Origin of the sequence: Providencia alcalifaciens (assembly GCF_020271745.1) — a bacterium.
Lineage (GTDB): Bacteria > Pseudomonadota > Gammaproteobacteria > Enterobacterales > Enterobacteriaceae > Providencia > Providencia alcalifaciens_B.
In genome coordinates, this window is record NZ_CP084296.1 from 1564889 (window position 1) to 1587369 (window position 22481).

22 protein-coding genes are annotated in these 22481 nt (G+C 44.4%); 12 read left to right on the top strand and 10 right to left on the bottom strand.

All coding sequences use genetic code 11. The features are described from left to right. Positions 1-102 precede the first annotated feature (102 nt). Together LDO51_RS07210 and LDO51_RS07215 are read left to right on the top strand one after the other, a co-directional pair. Positions 103-408, top strand: coding sequence for a helix-turn-helix transcriptional regulator (locus LDO51_RS07210; protein WP_336432187.1), 306 nt, complete (start codon positions 103-105; stop codon positions 406-408). Position 409: 1 nt separating this feature from the next. Beyond that, positions 410-1672: a type II toxin-antitoxin system HipA family toxin gene (locus LDO51_RS07215; protein ID WP_225576898.1), complete on the top strand. Its 1263-nt coding sequence runs from the start codon at positions 410-412 to the stop codon at positions 1670-1672. A 96-nt stretch (positions 1673-1768) separates the two neighbouring features. Here LDO51_RS07215 and glpD read toward each other — a convergent pair whose 3' ends face one another. The 6 genes from glpD to LDO51_RS07245 form a co-directional block, all read right to left on the bottom strand. Continuing rightward, complete coding sequence (gene glpD / locus LDO51_RS07220) at positions 1769-3271, bottom strand: glycerol-3-phosphate dehydrogenase (protein WP_225576899.1); 1503 nt, start codon at positions 3269-3271, stop codon at positions 1769-1771. A gap of 258 nt (positions 3272-3529) precedes the next feature. Further along, positions 3530-4288 carry a DeoR/GlpR family transcriptional regulator gene (locus tag LDO51_RS07225; RefSeq protein ID WP_036948423.1) on the bottom strand — a complete coding sequence of 253 codons (759 nt, stop codon included), beginning with the start codon at positions 4286-4288 and terminating at the stop codon, positions 3530-3532. Positions 4289-4315: 27 nt separating this feature from the next. Beyond that, positions 4316-5161: a rhomboid family intramembrane serine protease GlpG gene (gene glpG, locus LDO51_RS07230; protein WP_225576900.1), complete on the bottom strand. Its 846-nt coding sequence runs from the start codon at positions 5159-5161 to the stop codon at positions 4316-4318. A gap of 16 nt (positions 5162-5177) precedes the next feature. Continuing rightward, a complete protein-coding gene (glpE, locus tag LDO51_RS07235) occupies positions 5178-5501 on the bottom strand; it encodes a thiosulfate sulfurtransferase GlpE (protein ID WP_225576901.1) in 324 nt (107 codons plus the stop codon). Positions 5502-5600: 99 nt separating this feature from the next. After that, positions 5601-6179, bottom strand: coding sequence for a Fe-S biogenesis protein NfuA (nfuA, locus tag LDO51_RS07240; RefSeq protein WP_225576902.1), 579 nt, complete (start codon positions 6177-6179; stop codon positions 5601-5603). Between the two features lie 63 nt (positions 6180-6242). Then, entirely contained in the window at positions 6243-6926 is a 684-nt protein-coding gene (locus tag LDO51_RS07245) for a phosphoribosyltransferase family protein (protein WP_225576903.1), read from the bottom strand. 56 nt (positions 6927-6982) lie between these two features. Here LDO51_RS07245 and bioH point away from each other — a divergent pair, with 56 nt between their 5' ends. After that, positions 6983-7756 carry a pimeloyl-ACP methyl ester esterase BioH gene (bioH, locus tag LDO51_RS07250; protein ID WP_225576904.1) on the top strand — a complete coding sequence of 258 codons (774 nt, stop codon included), beginning with the start codon at positions 6983-6985 and terminating at the stop codon, positions 7754-7756. 39 nt (positions 7757-7795) lie between these two features. On the opposite strand, the gene LDO51_RS07255 is transcribed toward bioH, so the two are convergent. The 4 genes from LDO51_RS07255 to LDO51_RS07270 form a co-directional block, all read right to left on the bottom strand. Beyond that, on the bottom strand, positions 7796-8029 hold the full coding sequence (locus tag LDO51_RS07255; RefSeq protein ID WP_225576905.1) for a FeoC-like transcriptional regulator: 234 nt from the start codon (positions 8027-8029) through the stop codon (positions 7796-7798). Positions 8030-8039: 10 nt separating this feature from the next. Further along, complete coding sequence (feoB, locus tag LDO51_RS07260) at positions 8040-10358, bottom strand: Fe(2+) transporter permease subunit FeoB (protein ID WP_225576906.1); 2319 nt, start codon at positions 10356-10358, stop codon at positions 8040-8042. Positions 10359-10412: 54 nt separating this feature from the next. After that, on the bottom strand, positions 10413-10643 hold the full coding sequence (feoA, locus tag LDO51_RS07265; protein WP_225576907.1) for a ferrous iron transporter A: 231 nt from the start codon (positions 10641-10643) through the stop codon (positions 10413-10415). 471 nt (positions 10644-11114) lie between these two features. Continuing rightward, the gene (locus LDO51_RS07270) at positions 11115-13457 is read right to left on the bottom strand and encodes a Tex family protein (protein ID WP_225576908.1); all 2343 of its coding nucleotides are present in this window, start codon (positions 13455-13457) and stop codon (positions 11115-11117) included. A gap of 162 nt (positions 13458-13619) precedes the next feature. Here LDO51_RS07270 and greB point away from each other — a divergent pair, with 162 nt between their 5' ends. The 9 genes from greB (at position 13620) to LDO51_RS07315 (ending at position 22415) form a co-directional block, all read left to right on the top strand. Beyond that, positions 13620-14105, top strand: a complete 486-nt coding sequence (greB, locus tag LDO51_RS07275) for a transcription elongation factor GreB (protein ID WP_036948453.1) — start codon at positions 13620-13622, stop codon at positions 14103-14105. Positions 14106-14219: 114 nt separating this feature from the next. Further along, on the top strand, positions 14220-14939 hold the full coding sequence (gene ompR / locus LDO51_RS07280) for a two-component system response regulator OmpR (protein WP_036948456.1): 720 nt from the start codon (positions 14220-14222) through the stop codon (positions 14937-14939). Next, a complete protein-coding gene (gene envZ / locus LDO51_RS07285; RefSeq protein WP_225576909.1) occupies positions 14936-16267 on the top strand; it encodes a two-component system sensor histidine kinase EnvZ in 1332 nt (443 codons plus the stop codon). The genes ompR and envZ overlap by 4 nt, the downstream gene beginning before the upstream one ends. Positions 16268-16779: 512 nt before the next feature. Beyond that, a complete protein-coding gene (gene pstS / locus LDO51_RS07290; protein ID WP_225576910.1) occupies positions 16780-17823 on the top strand; it encodes a phosphate ABC transporter substrate-binding protein PstS in 1044 nt (347 codons plus the stop codon). 112 nt (positions 17824-17935) lie between these two features. After that, on the top strand, positions 17936-18892 hold the full coding sequence (pstC, locus tag LDO51_RS07295) for a phosphate ABC transporter permease PstC (RefSeq protein WP_036948465.1): 957 nt from the start codon (positions 17936-17938) through the stop codon (positions 18890-18892). Position 18893: 1 nt separating this feature from the next. After that, positions 18894-19775, top strand: coding sequence for a phosphate ABC transporter permease PstA (pstA, locus tag LDO51_RS07300; RefSeq protein WP_036948467.1), 882 nt, complete (start codon positions 18894-18896; stop codon positions 19773-19775). 38 nt (positions 19776-19813) lie between these two features. Further along, the gene (gene pstB, locus LDO51_RS07305; RefSeq protein ID WP_036948470.1) at positions 19814-20590 is read left to right on the top strand and encodes a phosphate ABC transporter ATP-binding protein PstB; all 777 of its coding nucleotides are present in this window, start codon (positions 19814-19816) and stop codon (positions 20588-20590) included. A gap of 13 nt (positions 20591-20603) precedes the next feature. Next, a complete protein-coding gene (gene phoU, locus LDO51_RS07310; RefSeq protein WP_225576911.1) occupies positions 20604-21335 on the top strand; it encodes a phosphate signaling complex protein PhoU in 732 nt (243 codons plus the stop codon). Positions 21336-21575: 240 nt separating this feature from the next. Then, positions 21576-22415, top strand: coding sequence for an ABC transporter substrate-binding protein (locus tag LDO51_RS07315; RefSeq protein ID WP_225576912.1), 840 nt, complete (start codon positions 21576-21578; stop codon positions 22413-22415). The last annotated feature ends 66 nt before the right edge of the window (positions 22416-22481 follow it).

A 22481-nucleotide genomic window follows, 5' to 3' on the forward strand; every position in this document is an offset into this window, starting at 1 on the left:
GAAGTAAGCATAAGTTGTATAAAAAGTAAACTTGCAGTAACTGTCAGTTAAATCCATAATATTGTGTATTAACGGCAGTATTTTAACTTAAGGCATAATATGTTGGATTTAAGCTTAAGCAAACCGAGTGAAATTGTCAAAAAACTCTGTGAAAGATTACGTTTAGAGCGACTAACCTTAAAAATGACGCAGGCAGATGTCGCGGAGCGTGCAGGTGTGAGTGCCAATACAGTTTCAAACCTTGAGGCTGGGAGAAATGTTAGTTTCGAGAACATGATCCGTATTGCGATGGTGCTTGGGCGCAGTAAAGAGCTTGAAGGATTGTTTATGCCAAATTTAAACAGCATCGATGATATTGTTCGTTACGATGAAGGCAAAAACCGCCAGCGTGTGAAAAAGGATAAGTGAAATGCTGAAGCAAGTTGATGTTTATTATAATGGCTGGGGGGAGCATTGGTTATGGGGATCTTTGATTTCCAGTACCGCAATTACAGGTCGCCCACTCATTGCATTTGAATATTCGGATACAGCTAAGCGCAGAGGGCTTGAACTTTCACCTCTTTTGCTGCCATTGAAAGAGACTCAACTTCGCACTGATTTTCCTGCTCATCAATTAGGTTTACCGGGACCTGTCTATGACTCATTACCTGATGGCTGGGGAATGTTGTTGATGGACAGATTATTTCGACGAAGAGGCCTGAACGTGGCTCGTATCGGAGCATTAGAACGCTTAGTGTATGTCGGGCATAACGCAATTGGCGCAATGTCATTTGAGCCTGTTGCCACAGAGCTTTTTGATGAAGAAATTAATATTCCTCTCGACCAACTAGCTGAAGAGGTACAAGAGGTTTTAAATGGTGACGGTGAGCTGTTTTTACAGCAACTATTACAAATTGGGGGTTCACCTCAAGGCGCTAGGCCAAAAGCACTTGTTTACCGAGACCCGAAATCGAATGTTTTTACCACCATTGCAGCACCAAATCTTGAGGCTTGGTTAGTTAAATTCCCTGAAAAGCATGAGCATCCCGAAGTTTGCGCCATTGAAATGGTCTATTCGGAATGCTTGCGACGTTGCGGGATATCAACCCCAAATACATTACTGTTTAATTTAAAAAATGGGTTAGCTGCATTTGCATCTGAACGCTTTGATAGGCAGGACGGTTTCAAAATTCCTGTTCAAAGTTTAGCTGCGCTGATTGGAGCTGATTATGCAATCCCAGGCAGCATTGATTATCTTAGTTTTCTTCGTGCAACGCATAAATGCACGAATGATATTAGAGAAAAAAAATCAGCCTTTGAACGTGTGGTTTTTAATGTCATCTTTAATAATCGTGATGACCATCCAAAGAACTTCGCCTACACCCTATCTCAGTCGGGCCAATGGGCTTTGGCTCCTGCCTATGGTGTGACTTTCTGTGAAGGGCCTGGAGGGTATCATCAAATGGATGTGATGGGTGAAGCGCTAAAAATTGGAAAAAGGCATTTGCTAGCATTGGCTGATGATGCGGATATCACAGCGCAAGAAGTGAATGAGATGATATCGCACCTATGCCATGTTGCCCGCCAATTTACAGATATAGCGAATGAAAATTATCCCAACCAAGTTACGACTTCTACATTGAAACATATTCAATCCAGAATTAATGAAAATATTCAATTTTTAGAGCGTTAATAAAGATAAAAGCGCCAGTCTGTGGGCACAGATAGGCGCTTTTGGTACAACAACGAGTTTTTTACGATTCTATCTTACTGCGTATCTCTTGCGAGATTATGCTGTCACAGCCACTTTCGTGTGCTCTGCAAGCCATTGTGCAATGCGCTGTTTCTCTGCGTCGTTCAGCCACATGCCCAATTTGGTACGACGCCAAATTGCATCGTCTAATTCTACAACCCACTCATTTTCGACCAAGTAGCGTAATTCGGCTTCATAGACGTTTGCACCGAACTCTTCACCTAAATCAGACAGTGAGTTTGCGCCCGCTAAAATCAATTTACTGTTGCTGCCATAAGTTCTTGCGTAACGCAGTGCTAAGCCTTCAGGGAGCCATGGGTAATGTTGTGTTAATACGCGTGCGTAACCATCGCGGTCGCAACCGTCGATGTCGCCACCCGGTAACTGACCATTTTTAGTCCAAGGCTCGCCAGCATGCGGATAGTATGCTGCTAATTTACCAACAGCTGCTTCAGCTAATTTACGGTAAGTCGTTAATTTACCACCGAATACTGACAGTAATGGCGCTTTACCATCTTCATCGTGAACATCTAATGTATAGTCACGAGTGATAGCTTGCGGAGAGTCTGATTCGTCATCACACAGAGGGCGAACACCAGAGTAATCCCACACAATATCTTGTTTAGTCAGCTGTTTTTTGAAGTGGTCGTTATACACTTTCAGCAGATAATTGACTTCATTTTCGTCAATTTTCACATCTTTTGGATCCCCTTTGTACTCAACATCGGTAGTACCAATAATTGAGAATTCATCCATCCAAGGGATCACAAAGACAATTCGGTTATCTTCGTTTTGCAGAATATACGCTTGTGGTTCATCGTGAGCGCGTGGAACCACAATATGGCTGCCTTTGATCAGACGAATACCATAAGGGGATTTCAGTTTTAAGCCGTCATCGAAGAACTCTTTAACCCAAGGTCCTGTTGCGTTAACCAGACCTTTAGCTTTCCAAGTATGAGTTTCCCCAGTACGCAAATCTTGTGCTTCAACCACCCAAAGACCATTTTCACGGTATGCGCGAGTCACTTTTGTGCGAGTGCGAACTTCACCGTTTTTACGTACGACTTCTTGAGCGTTCAATACCACTAAACGCGCATCATCAACCCAGCAATCTGAGTATTCGAAACCTTTGGTTAATTCTGGTTTTAACACAGAATTTTGGTTGAATTTTAAGCTCTTGCTGCTTGGCAAACTTACGCGCTTGCCTAAGTGATCGTACAGGAACAGACCGATACGGATCATCCAAGCCGGGCGTAAGTGAGGCTGATGAGGTAGACGGAAGCGCATTGGAAATGCGATGTGCGGAGCCAATCGTAATAAGACTTCACGCTCAGCAAGCGCTTCACTTACCAGTCTAAATTCATAATGTTCGAGGTAGCGTAAACCACCGTGGATCAGTTTCGAACTTGCAGATGAAGTTGCACTCGCTAAGTCTTGAGATTCAAGCAGCAGTACAGATAATCCACGCCCAGCAGCATCAGCTGCAATACCAGCGCCGTTAATTCCGCCGCCAATTACAATCAAGTCTTTCGTTTCCATGCATCCCCCTGAGATGTTCGAACTATTTTCTATAATGTTCGTTTTCGCTCATTTGATTGTAATCAAATTTTGTACGTCTGCCAACCTGTAATCCATAAAAATAACAAGCGCGTGATGCTAATAACATTTTGTGTATAAATTTAATCTGTTTAATAAATTTTCAATATGAAAAAGAGATGACAACAGAATGAAAAGAAAGGGAAAAAATAAGAATTGATGGTAGACAAGCTACCATCATTGGGAAGTAAAAGCTGGAGGCTAGCAGAGCTCTAATTGAACGTTATGCTGTTCGATAACCTTTAGGATACTGGCTGGAGGTGCTTGGGTGGTAAACAACGTATTGATTAGGTTCATATTGCCTAAATTCACCATCGCATTTCGACCAAATTTGGAGTGGTCGGTAACCAACATAACATGACGAGAGTTTTCAATAATCGCACGCTTGGTGCGGACTTCATGGTAATCAAACTCAAGCAATGAGCCGTCCATATCAATCCCGCTGATCCCCAGGATGCCGTAATCCAGCCTGAACTGAGAGATAAAGTCGAGAGTAGCTTCACCGACAATCCCGCCATCGCGAGAGCGAACTTCACCGCCAGCGAGGATCAAACGAAAATCCTCTTTTGCCATGAGCAAGGTTGCAACGTTCAGGTTGTTGGTCACTACGCGCAGGTTTTTATGATTAACTAATGCGTGAGCGACAGCCTCAGGGGTTGTGCCAATATCAATAAATAGGGTTGCACCGTCGGGAATTTGGCTTGCCACACGTTGAGCAATACGCGCTTTTTCTTCAGACCACATGGTTTTACGGTCATTGTAGGCGGTATTGACGGAACTCGAAGGCAAGGCTGCGCCACCATGGTGTCGTAGGATTTTATTTTGTTCAGCAAGATCATTGAGGTCTCGGCGAATGGTTTGAGGGCTAACCTCAAACTGCTCGACAAGCTCTTCAGTACTCACATATCCCTGAAGACGCACAAGTTCAACAATTGCATCATGTCTCTGGGTTTGTTTCACAGCATTAGCCTCTACTTATAAAATGTTCTACTTGGAACCTTGGTATTTAAAACTGAGCCTATTATCCCATATTCCCATCAATAATCCGATAATTAACCCTGAAGTATGTGCGGCATTAGCAATGTCCATACCAAGCAGGTCAAAGTAACCGAAGAATAACCAGATAATCGAGAATACCATGAGCCCGCGAGGGATGCCGATACCGATTTCTGGGCGACGTTCGCCAGTGATCCAAACATAGCTAACCAGTGCATAAACGACGCCGGATAAACCGCCAAAATTGTTTTCACTAAATAGGGATTGACCCCAGTTACTGAATAATGCGGAGACTAATAAAATGGTAAACAGTTTTCCTGTGCCCATTTTTTTCTCAACTTGTCCGGCAAGGAACCACCAAAGCGCAAGGTTGAAACCGATGTGCGAAATAGAAAAGTGAACGAACGCCGGACTTATCCAGCGCCATAATTCACTTTGTTGATCTCCAATAGGCCAACCGAGATAGTATAGAACGACCCGGGGATCTGTCAGGGTGACCCAAAGATAGACCGCGATAGACAGCAAAATAACGGCGATAGTTAATGGGCCTGATTGCTGTTTTAAATAACTGAATGTCAGATAATTTCGATACTGAAATTGAGCATCTGTGCGACCCGTTTGCCAGCTGGCCTCGAGGTAACGGGGATCATTAGGGTTACGCAAAAAGGTTTCTAATTCTTGGCGTACTTGCTCTGCATACTGCTCATCGGCGAGCCAAAGTTCATAATGTTGTTGGTCGTTGGAAGGATGAAGTTGTAGTTGAATATTTTGTCCTGCCATATAATCGACAAACGCTTGAGCCATCCGTGGGTTTTCAAAAGAGATAATGTGGATCATAAATACGTTGTCTCGTTTAGAGCGCCGTAATGGCTTGAGGGTATTCCCGTGACCATGCCTCAAATCCGCCATTAATGCTATATACAGATTCAAAACCAATATTAATTAAGTATTGTGCCGCGCCTTGGCTGCTGTGCCCGTGGTAGCACATCACCATAATCGTTTGTTCGTAATCTGTTTTTTCGACAAACGAGTGAAGTGACTCATTGGTTAAGTGATAAGCACCTGTCGCGTGACCAGTACGAAAACTTTGGGGATCGCGAACATCGACAAGGATAGCCGTGCCATCTAACAAGTGCTGATAAGCTTGTTCGGGTGTTAGTGTCTCAAAATGGTCCATAAAATACCGAAAAATTAGGGGAAATGTCATGAAAGAGCATCCACAGGTGTGCTGAGGATGCTCCGATAATCAGTAGAAAATGCGTGTGAGCAGAATCTATTAGTAGAAAGAGTGCTCGCCGCGTTGGTGCTCAGTCAGGTCTTTAACACCTTTTAATTCACCTTCGAACATTTTCAGTAATTCTTTTTCGATACCTTCTTTCAGTGTCACATCGACCATGGAACAACCGTTACAGCCGCCGCCGAATTGCAGGATAGCAAAACCATCTTCGGTGATTTCCATTAAGGAAACACGACCACCGTGGCTCGCTAACTGCGGGTTAATTTGTGATTGTAAAACGTATTCAACACGCTCAATTAATGGCGCATCGTCAGACACTTTACGCATTTTTGCGTTCGGTGCTTTTAAGGTTAATTGAGAGCCTAATTGGTCAGTGACGAAATCAATCTCAGCATCTTCTAAGAATGGAGCGCTAATTTCATCAACATAAGCAGAGAGTTTTTCAAACTTCAGCTCTTTATCAGTGGCTTCTACGGCACCAGGAGGGCAATAAGAAACACCACACTCAGCGGTTGGTGTGCCTGGGTTAATGACAAATACTCGAATTTGGGTTCCTGACTCTTGGCTTTCCAATAGCTTGGAGAAGTGAGTCTGTGCTGCTTCTGTAATATTAATCATAATCTCTTGCTCAATAATAGTTGACTGCTTTAGTTGGTTATAATACGCCCATTTACACCCATCCTACAAGGTGCGACAGAGTGACCACGCGTCAACAGTATGCGCTCCCGCACAAATCAACAATTGAGCGGCTGCATGCATGGTTGAGCCAGTTGTAATCACATCATCAATAATAGCTATGTGTAGACCTGAAACCGAAGTTTCAAGGGTAAATGCCTCTTTTAGGTTATTGCGGCGCTGTTTACGTGTTAATGAAACTTGTGCCAGTGTATCACGAGAGCGCAATAATGAATTTTGCGAATAGGCAATATTTAACCAGGTGGTCAAATTACCACCAATTAATGCCATGTGATCAAACCCTCTACGCCAACATCGCCGAGGATGAGGGGGAATGGTTATCAGTAAGTCGGGTTTTTTCCATTGCTGTTGGCGATATCCATTCAACCAATAAAGTAAAAATACTCGCGTCAGAGGGATGGCAAGCTGGGGTTGATAACGAAATTTATATTGATGGATAAGCTGGCGTAAAGGTGCTCGATACGGGGTTACGGTAATGAGCTTCTGCCAAGGTGGTGGCCGAACAAGGCAGCGTCCGCAAGGCAATTGGTGATATTCACACGGGAGAGCGCATTGCGGACAGACCTTTGGCATTGGCGGTAAGTTTTTGATACAGAAACTACATATTCCTTGTTGGGGAATTTTTAATAACTGCCGGCATAGCCAACAGACCCCTTCCATTGCTAGCATAGGCGAGTCCTAGATTGAAAAATCAGAATGAAAATAACATTGAAGAGAGTGTAATCATGGCGACGTTATATTGGCAGACAGTGGGTGAAGGAAAACAAGATATTGTGTTACTGCACGGATGGGGATTGAACGCCGAAGTCTGGCAAACAATTATTCCTCGACTGGCTTCGCAATTTCGCATCCATTTAGTTGATTTACCGGGTTATGGGCGTAGTCACGATTTCACTCCGATGACCATTCAATCAATGGCTAATGTTGTGTGGGAGCAAGCGCCTAAAAATGCAATTTGGTTAGGATGGTCTTTAGGTGGGCTAGTGGCAAGCCGCATAGCGCTCGATCACCCGAATGAGGTAAAAGCCTTAATCACCGTGGCATCCTCCCCTTGCTTTGGCGCACATGATGAGTGGCAAGGGATCAAGCCTGAAGTCTTACTTAATTTTGAACAGATGCTGGCTGAAAATTTCCAGCGTACCGTCGAGCGTTTTTTGGCACTGCAAACATTGGGAACTGAAAGTGCTCGTGATGATGCGCGGACATTAAAATCCGTGATATTGGCGTTGCCAATGCCATCAGTTGACGCCTTGAATATGGGGCTGGAATCTTTACGTACTGAAGATTTACGTGAGGAACTCACCGAGTTACAGGTTCCTTTCTTACGTATTTATGGTTATTTAGACGGCTTGGTCCCGCGTAAAATTGTCGGTAAATTAGACGAGTTGTATCCCAATTCATTATCCGTTGTGATGCGAAATAGCGCTCATGCGCCGTTTATTTCTCATCCCGATGAGTTTTGTGAAACATTGATTCAGTTTGCGAAGTCATTGCGCTAAATCGGTGCATTAGACACTGATTCGCTGAGATGAAAACCACTATTTAATCTTATACACAAAATGTGAGCAAGCGCTGCTTTCGGGGCACCCCTTACAACTGGTACCCGTAAGGCAAGCGCTCACATCGACTTTTTCAATTTTCCCCATGCTGACTAGCTTTTCAGCCATCGCATTCACCAGTGCAGCAGGGGCGTTTAGTTGAGAACTCAGAAGCGCAATGTCAGCTTGCCCATATAATGCAATCAAATCTCGGACTTGCAGCAAGCTGGCCATCGTATTTTCCTTAGTGGCAACTGTTGTTAGAACAACCAGAGCACTGTTGTGCTGTTTTGGATTTAATATTGAACGTCACACGGCTGCGCATACGACGTAGAACGGTGATGAGTACAATATTAAACAACAGCACAGCACCAATGGTGATCAAGCTGCTTTGTGGATGTTCGCTAAATGTGGCTGTTTGATAGAACAGCGCTGCGAGGCTATAAGCCACGTTTAATCCCCACAGAATAGAGAATGTCATCCAGCTTTTGTTGGTTTCACGGGCGATTGCTCCCATTACTGATACACAAGGCACATACAGCAGCACAAAGATTAAGTAACTATAAGCGGCGATATCTGAACCAAATTTCGCCGCCATGGTACCCATGGAGCCGGTCGCCATCTCGGCATCACCCATACTCGCTTCGATTGGGTTAGATAATGCACTGATAGAGAATGTCTCTTTTAAGCTATCCCATGTATCTGTGACTGCCGCGCCTAACTCATCGAGTAGGTCAAAAGATTCGGCATCGAAAGGTTCGTTGGTGATCGCCTCGGCGGTGTACAGGGTATTTAATGTCCCAACCACCACTTCTTTGGCCATCGCACCAGTGATCAAACCGACCGTCGCTTGCCAGTTATCGTTGTGTACACCGATAGGCTGTAATACTGGGGTGATCACTTTACTGACGGAAGCCAGCGCTGAGTCATTGATGTTATCCACAGGTTTACCGGATAACGAAAAGCTGTTTAGCGCGCCGATAAAAATACTCGCCACCACAATCACTTTACCCGCACGGATCACAAAGCCTTTTAAACGCTGCCAAGTTTGGATGAGCAATGTTTTTGCATGAGGTACATGGTAGACCGGCAGTTCCATCACAAACGGGGAAGCTTCACCACGCATCAAGGTATGTTTCAGTAGCAAGCCTGTTAGAATTGCCACGGCAATACCGAGAATGTAGAGAGAGAACACGACGCTTGCGCCGTTCTTACCAAAGAACGCTGCTGCGAATACTGCGAAGATGGCTAAGCGAGCGCCGCAGGACATAAACGGCGCCATAAGCACGGTGATCAAGCGTTCACGCGGTGCATCTAAGGTGCGTGCGCCCATGATGGAAGGTACGTTACAACCGAAGCCGACAATCAAAGGAACAAAAGATTTACCTGGTAAACCAAGAGCTTGCATCAGTCTATCCATCACGAAAGCCGCTCGAGCCATATAGCCTGAGTCTTCCAGGATAGATAAAAACAGGTACATCATACCGATTTGTGGCACCAGTGGCAGAACCGTATTGATACCACCGCCAACACCTTGGGCAAGGAAAATGGTCAACCAATCAGGGAAGTTTGCTGTTGCTCCAATCCATTGAATACCATGAATAAAGATAGCCTCAGATGCCCCTTCAAAGAACGGTTGCAAAGCACCACCGATATTGATAGCAAGGACGAACATCAGATACATCACGAACAAGAAAATTGGCACGCCCAGCCAGCGGTTTAAGATATATTTATCCAGCGCTTGAGTGAGTTTATTTGGCTCAGCGGCACTGTTATTAATCGCGGTGTTACAAATTGAAGCTATGGATTGATAGCGAGCGTCCGCAATGAGTAACTCAGGTTCTTCTTGTAAGGCCTCTTTGAGTTTAATGCGGGTTTCAGCAAGAACTTGTTCAGAGATATCAGCCCGTTGGCGGCTATAAATATCGCCTTCTAAAATCTGGAGAGCTAACCAGCGGCGCTGCTGCTGACTAAATTGCTGAGCAGAAATTTGCTCTGAAAGCATATCCACGGTTTGTAACAGTTGTGGCGGATATTGCACAAGGGCTTGTTGGCTGTTTTGAGGATGGCTATCAATCGCTTGTTTGAGCTGTTCAAGGCCTGTTGCACGGGTAGAGACCATTGGAATAACAGGGCAACCGAGCTGCTTTTCGAGCTGTTTAACATCGATATCGATATGTTGGCTTTTGGCAATATCCAACATGTTCAGTGCGACGATACAGGGAACACCTAGCTCAACAAGCTGCAATGTCAGATATAAATTGCGCTCGAGGTTTGAGGCATCCACCACGTTGATCAACATGTCGGCTTCGCCACTTAAAATAAAGTAGCAGGCGATTTGCTCATCGAGGGAGGTTTGCTCTGAGATAGTTGTAAGGGAATAAGTACCTGGTAAATCAACAAGTTCAATCTTGTGTTCAGGTGTGTGGAAGCGTCCAACTTTACGTTCGACGGTCACTCCTGCCCAGTTACCGACGCGCTGACGTGACCCTGTTAACTGGTTAAACAAGGTTGTTTTACCTGCGTTAGGGTTGCCAATAAGGCCGATAGTTAATGGTTTCATAGTGTATGCCAGTCGTGAAAATGAAAATATTTATTGGAATTAATCCAAAAATAATTAGTTCGCTTGTGCTTCATCTAAGTGAATGAGAGCTAAATCTTTTTTACGTAATACTAAGCTGACGCGATGGGTTTCAATTTGCACGGGATCACCAAACGGCGCTACGCGGACAACTTTGAACACTGAGCCTGGAAGCAGACCAAGGGAAAGCAGTTTTTGGCGATAGGCCGGACTTATCTCTGGTGAAAAGCCAAGTATTTTATAACTGCATTGAGGAAGTATGGACATAGTACCTTCCAATTATGGTTGATTCTGTTGATTTAACATGAAAATCACGATGTTAAATTACAGAGAGTATTATTAAGAATAATATTGATAATTATTATTATAAAGTGGTTATCTTTAAAAGAAATAGTGTGGAAGATAAAATTAAATCTAATTAACAATGAGAATCATAATCATCTACCAAGGTTATATTTAGCCTCTTTTTCGGGCAATATTAAATGATATGGATCAAAAAGGGATTTAGTTGGCTGAGTTTCTTAAAACTAAAAGGCAGATGTTAGTATTGTTAATTAATATAATTAAATAAGACAAAATGCAGATAATAAATTGAATTGATTATTTAATTTATTTTTTAGAGAAAAAATGGAAATAAGTTTAAATGAAGTACTGAGTGATGACTGAATGTATATTTAATTGTTGCCCTTACCGATAAAACGGCAAGGGCATCATGTCTTAGCGCTTTTTATTAAAGGTTTAGCGCTTTTTACCAAAAGCAGCAGCAAGTGCATCACTCATCGCGCTGTTGCTAGATGTCGCAGAGTTAGATGATGAATTTCCTCGCGCGCTCCCTCGCGAAGCAGGGGCTTTGCGGGTATTTCTATCTTGCGCTGGAGCTGCACTGCGAGGTGCGCTGCTACCTTCACCCGCTTGTTCATCTAAGCGCATAGTGAGCGCAATACGCTTACGAGCAATATCCACATCCAGCACTTTGACTTTCACAATATCACCGGTTTTGACGACTTTGTGAGGGTCTTCAACGTAGCTGTTTGAAAGGGAAGAAATATGCACCAGACCATCTTGATGAACACCAATATCCACAAATGCTCCGAAGTTAGTGACGTTAGTCACTGCACCTTCTAAGATCATCCCCGGCGTTAAGTCATTCATCGTTTCGACACCGTCAGCAAAGGTTGCTGTTTTAAATTCAGGGCGTGGGTCACGACCCGGTTTTTCCAGTTCTTTGATGATGTCTGTAACGGTAGGAACCCCGAACTGTTCGGTGGTAAATTCACGCGGACTTAAACCATTTAATACCTGCGAATTGCCCATAATCTCTTTGAGTGGCTGGCGGACAGCTTCAAGGATTTTTTCAACAATTGGGTAGGCTTCTGGGTGAACCGTTGAGGCATCCAGTGGGTTATCCCCATTGGTGATACGCAAGAAACCTGCGCACTGTTCAAAGGCTTTTGGTCCTAAACGAGCGACTTTAAGTAACTGTTTTCGGTCATTGAATTGACCATTTGCATCACGCCAATCAACAACATTTTGCGCGATCATTTTGCTCAGTCCTGCAACCCGGGTGAGTAGCGCAACAGAGGCGGTATTCAAGTCTACGCCGACGGAGTTTACGCAATCTTCAACGACCGCATCTAACTTACGAGCTAATTGTGTTTGGCTGACATCATGTTGATATTGGCCGACTCCGATAGATTTCGGGTCGATTTTCACCAGTTCAGCCAGCGGGTCTTGTAAGCGGCGAGCAATAGAAACCGCGCCACGTAGGGAAACGTCTAAATCAGGGAACTCTAATGCCGCCAGCTCAGAAGCAGAATAAACAGAGGCGCCAGCTTCACTGACAATCACTTTCTGTGCCGTGACTTCAGGGAACTGTTTTTGTACTTGGGCAAAGAAGCGTTCTGTTTCTCGTGATGCGGTTCCATTACCAATCGCGACCAGCTCGACGTGGTATTTTTGGCATAATGCGGCAACGATAGTGGCAGCTTTGGCTGCTTGACCCGTGTGCGGGTAAATAGTGTCTGTTGCCATTACTTTACCCGTCGCATCAACGACCGCTACTTTTACGCCGGTACGTAAACCTGGATCGAGACCCATCGTGGCACGCATACCCGCAGGAGCTGCCATCAATAAGTCACTGAGATTACGGGCGAATACGTTAATTGCTTCTTCTTCCGCTTTCTCGCGCAGGGCGCTCATGATTTCAGTTTCTAAGTGCAGTAACACTTTGACTCGCCAAGTCCAGCTGATGACGGCTTTACGCCATTGGTCAGCGGGGGCATTGTTCAAACGCACATCTAAATGACGGGTAATAATGTCTTCGCAATAGCTCTCTTTTGGCGGCTCTTCAAACTGAGGATCGCAGTTGAGGGATAACTGTAAAACACCTTCATTGCGACCACGGAACATAGCCAAAGCGCGGTGTGATGGAACTTGAGCAACCGGTTCATGGTGGTCAAAATAATCACTAAATTTCACACCTTCGGTTTGTTTACCTTCCGCAACCACTGCGACAATATGCGCATTTTTCCATATATAGTCGCGAACTTTTGCTAACAGGGTCGCATCTTCGGCGAAACGCTCCATTAGAATGTAGCGAGCACCATCTAAAGCCGCTTTGGTATCTGCGATGCCTTTATCGGCGTCAACATAGCGTTGTGCAAGTGTATCCGGTGATTGGCTTGGATCGTTCCACAGCGTATCCGCTAAGGGCTCTAAGCCCGCTTCGATAGCAATTTGCCCACGAGTACGGCGCTTTGGTTTGTAAGGGAGGTAAAGGTCTTCGAGTTCGGTTTTATTCAGCGTTGTATTGATGGCAGAAGCGAGTTCTGGAGTAAGCTTACCTTGTTCATCAATGGATTTTAGAATGGTTTGCTTACGGTCGTTTAACTCTCTCAAATATCCTAAACGGCTCTCTAGCTGACGTAGCTGAGTGTCATCCAATCCCCCCGTAACCTCTTTACGGTAGCGGGCGATAAATGGGACGGTATTGCCTTCATCCAATAATGTAATGGCTGAAAACACCTGTTTTGGTTGGGCTTGTAGCTCGGCCGCAATAATTTGGCTTAGAGTTTCATTCATGTCGTGTTTAAATACCTACTCAAAGAACAGTGAAAATAGACTGCACAGTTATACTTGCTGGTAGACAGAATTGCCAGACAGAATTTTTGCCTAGTGGTAGGCAAGTCGCAGATTATATTTTATAAAATATTATAATTATCCGATTTATATACCTTTAATGAGATGAATAAGAGCCTTTTAATTACCCGTGAAGGATGGGATGCGTTAGACAAAGAACTTAAATATCTTTGGAAAGAAGAGCGTCCTCGAGTGACACAGTCTGTCTCTGAAGCCGCAGCCCAGGGGGATCGTTCCGAAAACGCAGAATATATTTACGGTAAAAAACGGTTGCGAGAAATAGACCGTCGTATTCGTTTTTTATCTAAAAGATTGGATCAACTTAGAATTGTTGAACCCGATCCTCGACAAGAGGGGCGTGTGTTTTTTGGCGCATGGGTTAAGCTTGAAGATGATAATGAAAATATCAGAATTTTCCGGTTAGTGGGAGCTGATGAATTTGATCCGGCTAAACAGTGGATTTCTATCGACTCACCAGTGGCTCGCGCATTAATTGGCAAGCAGGTTGATGATGAAGTCGTTGTCACCACACCGGGCGGAAAAGTCACGTATTTTGTGCTAGAGATTAGCTATAAACCATTAATCAGTTAAAGAGTAAAATGATTCATTAAAGTTAGTGTTAATGGTAAATTAATGGCATGAATATTATTTTTGTTACTTTCATCAGCAGAATAATTCTAAAATTCCACAATTTGGGGGCTATAAATGCAGGAAAGTTATAAAGTTCTTGTCGTCGATGATGATATGCGTTTACGAGCTCTGCTTGAACGTTACCTCACCGAGCAGGGTTTTCAGGTAAGAAGTGCAGCGAATGCTGAACAGATGGACAGGATCCTAACGCGGGAATCTATTCATTTAATCGTATTGGACTTAATGCTTCCTGGGGAAGATGGCTTATCCATTTGCCGTCGTTTACGTAGTCAAAACAACCCAATTCCAATCATTATGGTCACCGCGAAAGGCGAAGAAGTTGACCGTATTGTGGGCTTAGAAATTGGTGCGGATGACTATATCCCTAAACCGTTTAACCCTCGTGAACTGTTAGCACGTATTCGTGCGGTGCTGCGTCGCCAAGCGAACGAGTTACCGGGTGCGCCATCGCAAGATGATGCCGTCATCACTTTTGGTAAATTCAAACTGAACCTCGGAACCCGTGAAATGTTTCAAGGCGAAGAAAATATGCCATTAACCAGTGGTGAGTTTGCCGTGTTGAAAGTATTAGTTTCTTATCCACGCGAACCATTGTCTCGTGACAAGCTGATGAGTTTGGCTCGAGGCCGTGAATACAGTGCAATGGAACGTTCTATCGACGTTCAAATTTCACGTTTACGCCGTATGATTGAAGAAGATCCTGCACACCCACGTTACATTCAAACCGTTTGGGGCTTAGGATACGTATTTGTTCCAGATGGAAGCAAAGCATGAAGCGACTGAGGTTCTCAAGACGTAGTACATTCTCTCGCTCGTTATTTTTGTTTGTTGCGCTTCTGTTCGCAAGCCTTGTGACCAGCTACATGGTTGTATTGAATTTTGTTGTGATGCCAAGCTTACAGCAGTTCAATAAAGTGCTTGCTTATGAAGTGCGTACATTGATGACAGAGAAAATGGTTCTACAAGATGGAACCTCAGTGCGAGTTTCACCCGCATTACGTAAAAAAATCTACAATGAGCTAGGGATTACCTTTTACGCCCATTCAGCGGCGATGGAAGAGGGATTAAACTGGGCAAAAGAGTATGACTTTCTAAGTAAAAACATGTCGGAATACTTAGGTGGCAAGGCCAGTGTGCATCTGGAACTTGGGCGTGAGTATCCGATATTGTGGTTAACATCCTACCTAGCACCGGATATTTGGGTGCGCGTTCCACTCACCGAAATCGGTCAAAATCAGTTTTCTCAAGTTTTCCGCTATACACTCACGGTCTTCCTCTCTATCTTTGCGGGGGTTTGGCTCTATATTCGCTACCAAAACAAGCCATTATTAGAGCTGGAATATCACGCGGGTGAGGTCGGTAAAGGGCACGTTATGCCGCCGATGCAAGAGAAAGGTGCCACAGAGGTTCGTGCGGCTATTCGCTCGTTCAACCATATGGCGGCAGGGATAAAATCTCTCGAAAATGACCGCACCGTATTAATGGCAGGGGTCAGCCATGACCTTCGAACACCACTAACACGTATTCGTCTCGCGACGGAAATGATGGGGCCTGAAGATAGCTATCTTGCTGAATCTATCAACAAAGATATTGAAGAGTGCGACGCAATCATCGGTCAATTCATGTCTTACCTGAAAACTGGGCAAGAGATGGATATGGAGTTTTGCGACCTTAACGCTATTCTTAACGAAGCTGTTGTTGCGGAAACCAACGTCGTCGGGGAAATTGAAACCAATTTAGTCCCAGGGCCGGTGATGTTCAACGGTAACCATCTTGCTATTAAACGCGCGATTACCAACATGATAGTTAACGCTTATCGCTACGGAAATGGCTGGATCAAAGTCAGCAGTGGTAAAAACGAAGATTACGTTTGGTTCCAAGTTGAAGATGACGGCGCAGGGATCAAAGAAGAAGATATTCAACGCCTATTCCAACCGTTCGTACAAGGCGAAAAAGCCCGCAGTAACAAAGGTACAGGGCTGGGGCTCGCGATAATTCGCAGAATTATTGATGCTCACGAAGGGAATATTGAGATCCATAAAAGTGAGCGCGGCGGGTTTGCGATACGAGCACTTCTCCCTCTCAAAGAACGCGAAGACTAAATATTCTTCATATTTTGTGTCGCAGCGTTGTTGGCTGCGCTCGTTAACCCTAGTCACATACTTGTGTATGCTCCTAGGGATATCTTCACTTGCCGTATCTCGTCGTATTTCAACTTGTAGGGGTGTTGACTACGCTCAGCTACTCAGGTCACATACTTGTGTATGCTCCCTGAGATATCTTCTCTTGTCGCCTACCTACAAGCTGAAATACTTAGAGATATGCTGTGTAGAGAAAGAGAAAAAGAGAAAGAAATTTTTTCATTTATGACAATATGTCATATTCCAAACCCTAAGCTGTCATATTCGCTATTTCAATTTATTTCATTGAAAAATAACAAAATAATTATTTCCATCCCATTCTGCTACATTTATTTTTGTCGATAAAATCCGCAAGTGTCATAAAACTGTCATAAAGCTGACATATTGCCGTAACTCAATTGTCCTATTTTCCCTACCGTGACATACACCCAATAATTTAATACTTGATTATTTCTTACATCCCCGGAGGGATTATGAAAATGATGCGTACCACACTAGCAAGCGTAATGGCAGCAACCTTATCTCTGACTGCAATGTCTTCTTTTGCTGCTACCAGCCTGACCGGAGCTGGCGCAACATTCCCTGCTCCTGTTTATGCGAAGTGGGCAGATACTTATCAGAAAGAAACAGGTAATAAAATTAACTATCAGGGGATCGGTTCTTCTGGTGGTGTAAAACAAATTAATGCAAAAACAGTTGATTTCGGTGCGTCTGATGCGCCATTGACTGATGAAAAACTCAAAGAAGACGGCTTATTCCAATTCCCAACCGTGATTGGTGGCGTGGTTTTAGCGGTAAACGTTAAAGGCATCGAATCTAATCAACTGGTTCTTGATGGTAAAACTCTTGGCGACATCTACTTAGGCAAAATTGCTAAATGGAATGACCCTGCCATCGCAAAATTGAATCCAAACGTAAAATTACCTGATCAAAACATCGCTGTGGTTCGCCGCTCTGATGGTTCAGGCACCACATTCGTCTTCACAAGCTACTTAGCGAAAGTTAGCTCAAACTGGAAAGATGAAGTGGGTGCAGGTTCAACGGTTAACTGGCCGAAAAACAGCGTAGGCGGTAAAGGTAACGACGGCGTTGCAGCCTTTGTTCAACGTCTGCCAGGCTCTATCGGTTATGTAGAATATGCTTACGCAAAACAGAATAATCTTGCGTATACTAAGCTGATTTCTGCAGATGGTCAGCCAGTTTCACCAACAGGTGAAAGCTTCAGCGCAGCAGCAAAAAAAGTGGATTGGTCTAAATCATTTGCACAAGACCTGACTAACCGTGAAGGCGCTAACGCATGGCCAATTACCTCTACCACATTTATCTTAGTTCACAAGCAACAAGCGGATGCCCAAAAAGGTAAAGCGGTTCTTGATTTCTTCAACTGGGCTTACGATAAAGGCGGTAAACAAGCAGAAGCATTAGATTACGCTGTGTTACCTGAAGAAGTTGTGACGGCAGTACGTGCAGCATGGAAAACAGAAGTAAAAGATAGCCAAGGTAAAGCACTGTTCTAAGTGTCCCCTCGGGTTGGAAAAGGGTAAGCGGGCGCTGAGGAATAGCTCCCGCTTATTCACCGTAGTAACGTAAGTCCTACTGAAAAGTAGGCATGGAATGAGAACAAAGCGCATGGCCGAAAAAATAACGGCATTCAAAGCCCCTAGTAAATCGGGCGACGTGATTTTTAGTGCATTAGTCAAAATAGCAGCGCTAATCACTCTCCTCATGCTTGGTGGCATTATTATTTCCCTGATTTTCGCATCTTGGCCAAGTATGCAGAAATTCGGGTTTTCGTTTTTGTGGAATAAAGAGTGGGATGCACCAGCAGAGCAGTTTGGTGCATTAGTGCCTATCTACGGCACTATTGTCACATCATTAATCGCTCTGATTATCGCCGTACCTGTGAGCTTTGGTATCGCATTATTCTTAACAGAGCTTGCGCCTAACTGGTTAAAACGCCCATTAGGTATTGCGATTGAGCTTCTCGCTGCAATCCCAAGTATTGTTTATGGTATGTGGGGGCTGTTTGTCTTCGCACCGTTATTTGCAGAATACTTCCAAGAACCGGTTGGTAATGTCATGTCGAGCATTCCAATTGTTGGCGAACTGTTCACCGGTCCTGCGTTTGGTATCGGTATTCTTGCGGCGGGTATTATCCTTGCCATTATGATCATTCCTTACATCGCCTCGGTAATGCGCGATGTATTTGAACAAACTCCTGTGATGATGAAAGAGTCAGCCTATGGAATTGGCTGTACTACATGGGAAGTGATTTGGAATATCGTTCTGCCTTATACCCGTAATGGGGTGATTGGTGGGGTGATGCTGGGGCTCGGTCGTGCATTGGGAGAAACCATGGCGGTCACCTTCGTCATCGGTAACACTTACCAGCTCGATAGCCCTTCACTGTTTATGCCGGGTAACAGTATCACCTCTGCGCTGGCGAACGAATTTGCTGAAGCGGAAAGTGGTTTACACACCGCGGCATTGATGGAACTTGGTTTAATTCTGTTTGTGATTACCTTCATCGTTCTGGCGATTTCCAAGCTGATGGTAATGCGCCTTGCTAAGAATGAGGGACGCTAATATGTCGATTTCTGAGCCTGTTGTAGTGAATCAAAAAGAGCGCGCACGCCGCCAAGCCTGGCGCCGTCAAGTCAACAGAATGGCATTATTAGTCTCGATGTTGACGATGGCATTTGGACTGTTCTGGTTAGTGTGGATTTTATTCTCCACGGTAACCAAAGGGATTGATGGCATGTCCCTCAATCTGTTTACTGAAATGACACCGCCGCCAAATACAGAAGGTGGTGGTTTGGCGAATGCCATTGTGGGAAGTGGATTGCTAATCTTATGGGCGACCGTTATCGGGACACCATTAGGGATTTTAGCAGGCATCTACTTAGCGGAATATGGTCGTAAATCGTGGTTAGCTTCGGTGACGCGTTTTATTAACGACATTCTGTTATCTGCGCCTTCAATTGTGGTTGGTCTGTTTGTTTACACCATTGTGGTGGCTCAAATGCAGCATTTCTCGGGTTGGGCTGGCGTGATTGCACTTGCATTACTGCAAATCCCAATTGTTATCCGTACCACAGAGAATATGCTGAAATTAGTGCCAGATAGCCTGCGTGAAGCGGCTTACGCACTAGGCACACCAAAGTGGAAAATGATTTTATCCATCACGTTAAAAGCATCTGTATCTGGGATTATTACCGGTATTTTGTTAGCTATTGCACGTATCGCGGGGGAAACCGCACCGCTGCTGTTCACGTCACTGTCGAACCAATTCTGGAGTACTGACATGAATGAGCCAATTGCTAACTTACCCGTGACTATCTTCAAATTTGCAATGAGTCCGTTCTCTGAATGGCAGCAATTAGCATGGGCAGGGGTTCTCCTAATCACCTTATGTGTCCTGTTAATCAATATCATTGCCCGTGTTGTGTTTGCACAGAAAAAACACTAATCCCAGACGAATAAAAGAATTGATAGAGAGAAGTAGCCATGATTAATGCAAACGATATTGCAAACAGTAAAATTAAAGTTCGTGACCTTAACTTCTACTATGGAAAATTTCACGCGCTGAAGAATATCTCTTTAGACATTGAAAAGAACAAAGTGACTGCGTTTATCGGCCCATCAGGTTGTGGTAAATCCACACTGCTGCGTACTTTCAACAAAATGTACGAACTGTATGGTGAGCAACGCGCAGAAGGCGAAATTTTACTGGATGGTCAAAACATCCTAACTGATAAACAAGACATCGCGTTATTACGCGCGAAAGTCGGTATGGTGTTCCAAAAACCAACGCCATTCCCGATGTCTATCTACGACAATATCGCGTTCGGTGTGCGTTTGTTTGAAAAGCTGTCCCGCGTCGAAATGGACGAGCGTGTGCAGTGGGCGCTAACAAAAGCGGCACTGTGGAATGAAACCAAAGATAAACTTCACCAAAGCGGCTACAGCCTCTCTGGTGGTCAGCAACAGCGTCTGTGTATTGCACGTGGTATTGCCATTCGCCCAGAAGTTCTGTTACTCGATGAGCCATGTTCAGCTTTGGACCCAATCTCAACGGGGCGTATTGAAGAGCTGATTAGCGAATTGAAATCAGAATATACCGTGGTGATCGTCACCCATAACATGCAACAAGCAGCACGCTGCTCTGATTACACGGCATTTATGTACTTGGGTGAGTTGGTGGAATTTAACAACACTGACAAGATGTTCACCACCCCAGAAATGAAACAAACTGAAGATTATATTACTGGCCGCTACGGTTGATATGGAGCCGACGATGGATACGCTGAATCACAACAAACATATATCAGGGCAGTTCAACGCTGAACTGGAACATATCCATACTGAGTTGATGACCATGGGAGGGCTAGTAGAAGAACAGCTCACCAAGGCTATCACTGCGATGCATAATCAGGATGAAGCTCTAGCGCGAGAAGTGATTGCCAACGACCACAAAGTCAACATGATGGAAGTGGCAATCGATGAAGAGTGCGTCAAAATCATTGCGAAGCGCCAGCCAACAGCGAGCGACTTACGTTTGATTATGGCAATCTCAAAAACTATCGCTGAACTGGAAAGAATCGGTGACGTCGCGGATAAAATTTGCCAAACCGCACTGGAGAAATTCTCTCAGCAGCACCAGCCATTATTGGTGAGTTTAGAGTCATTAGGTCACCATACGGTACAAATGCTACATGACGTACTGGATGCTTTTGCTCGTATGGACTTGGAAGAAGCTATTCGTATTTATCGTGAAGACGAAAAGGTAGACCAAGAGTACGAAGGGATTGTTCGCCAGTTAATGACGTACATGATGGAAGACCCGCGTACTATTCCAAGCGTCTTAACTGCGCTGTTCTGCGCTCGCTCCATTGAACGTATCGGTGACCGTTGCCAGAACATTTGTGAATTTATTTTCTACTATGTTAAAGGGCAGGATTTCCGCCATGTGGGTGGGGATAGCCTTGAAAAAATGCTAACTAGCTCGAAAGACAGTAATAAAGAGTAATTGTTAAACTGCTGAGGTGCTCGCACCTCAGTGTTCATCTTCTTCATTTTCTTCTTGCTCGATAAGAGTCTTAATCTGCAACATTTTAGGGGTCGCTCCGATGGATTTTCACCCCTTTTTTTGCATCTACACATATTCCTAATTGGTATAAATATATTATTTAATATTATTTCAAGTGCTAAGAAATAGTTGATAGCTTGTGATGGTCAATTTACGCAAATTTACCGTTAGGGGCATTCAATGAAAGCACGTTTTCTTACTTCCGCACTTTTAGTTGCAGGTCTGGCGCTGACAGCGAATGTCGCTAGCGCAGATAAATTAGATGATATTAAACAAGCGGGAGTGATCCGCATTTCTGTTTTTGACAGTAATCCCCCATTCGGATTCATTGATCCTAAAACCAAAAAGCTCGCTGGTTATGATATCGATATCGCCCAAGCGATTGCTGATGATCTTGGTGTGAAATTAGAGCTGCGTCCAACTAACCCTGCTAACCGTATTCCACTGCTAACATCCGGCAAAGTTGACCTGATTGGTGCCAACTTCACTATCACGGATGAACGTGCAAAACAGGTAGATTTCTCCATTCCTGATTTTGCCACAGGGCAAAAATTTATCGCGCGTAAAGGCGTACTGAAAACCCCTGAAGATATCGCTCCACTGCGTATTGGTGCAGATAAAGGTACGGTTCAGGAAGTGACACTGCGCGAACGTTTCCCGAATACTAAAGTCATCTCTTACGACGATACCCCGCAAGCTTTCGCAGCACTGCGCAACGGTAACGTACAAGCGATCACCCAAGATGATGCGAAGCTGGTGGGCTTGCTAGGTAACTTGCCAGAAAAAGTAAAAGCAGACTTTGAAATTTCACCGTTTAGCTTAACTAAAGAGTACCAAGCGTTAGGCGCGAGCAAAGGGGAAACGCGTTTAATTGAAAACGTGAATGCTACCTTGTTGAAACTGGAGAAAGAAGGCAAAGCGAACGAGATTTATAACCGTTGGTTTGGTCCTGATACCAAAGCCGCGCAGCCACGTGGTGAATTCAAATTTGCCCCATTGAGCCAACAGCCTCAGGCATAAATTATTAATGTAGTTTAGAAGGTGTAAGCGCCCCTGCCATGTTGCAGGGGTTGTCAGTTATAGCGA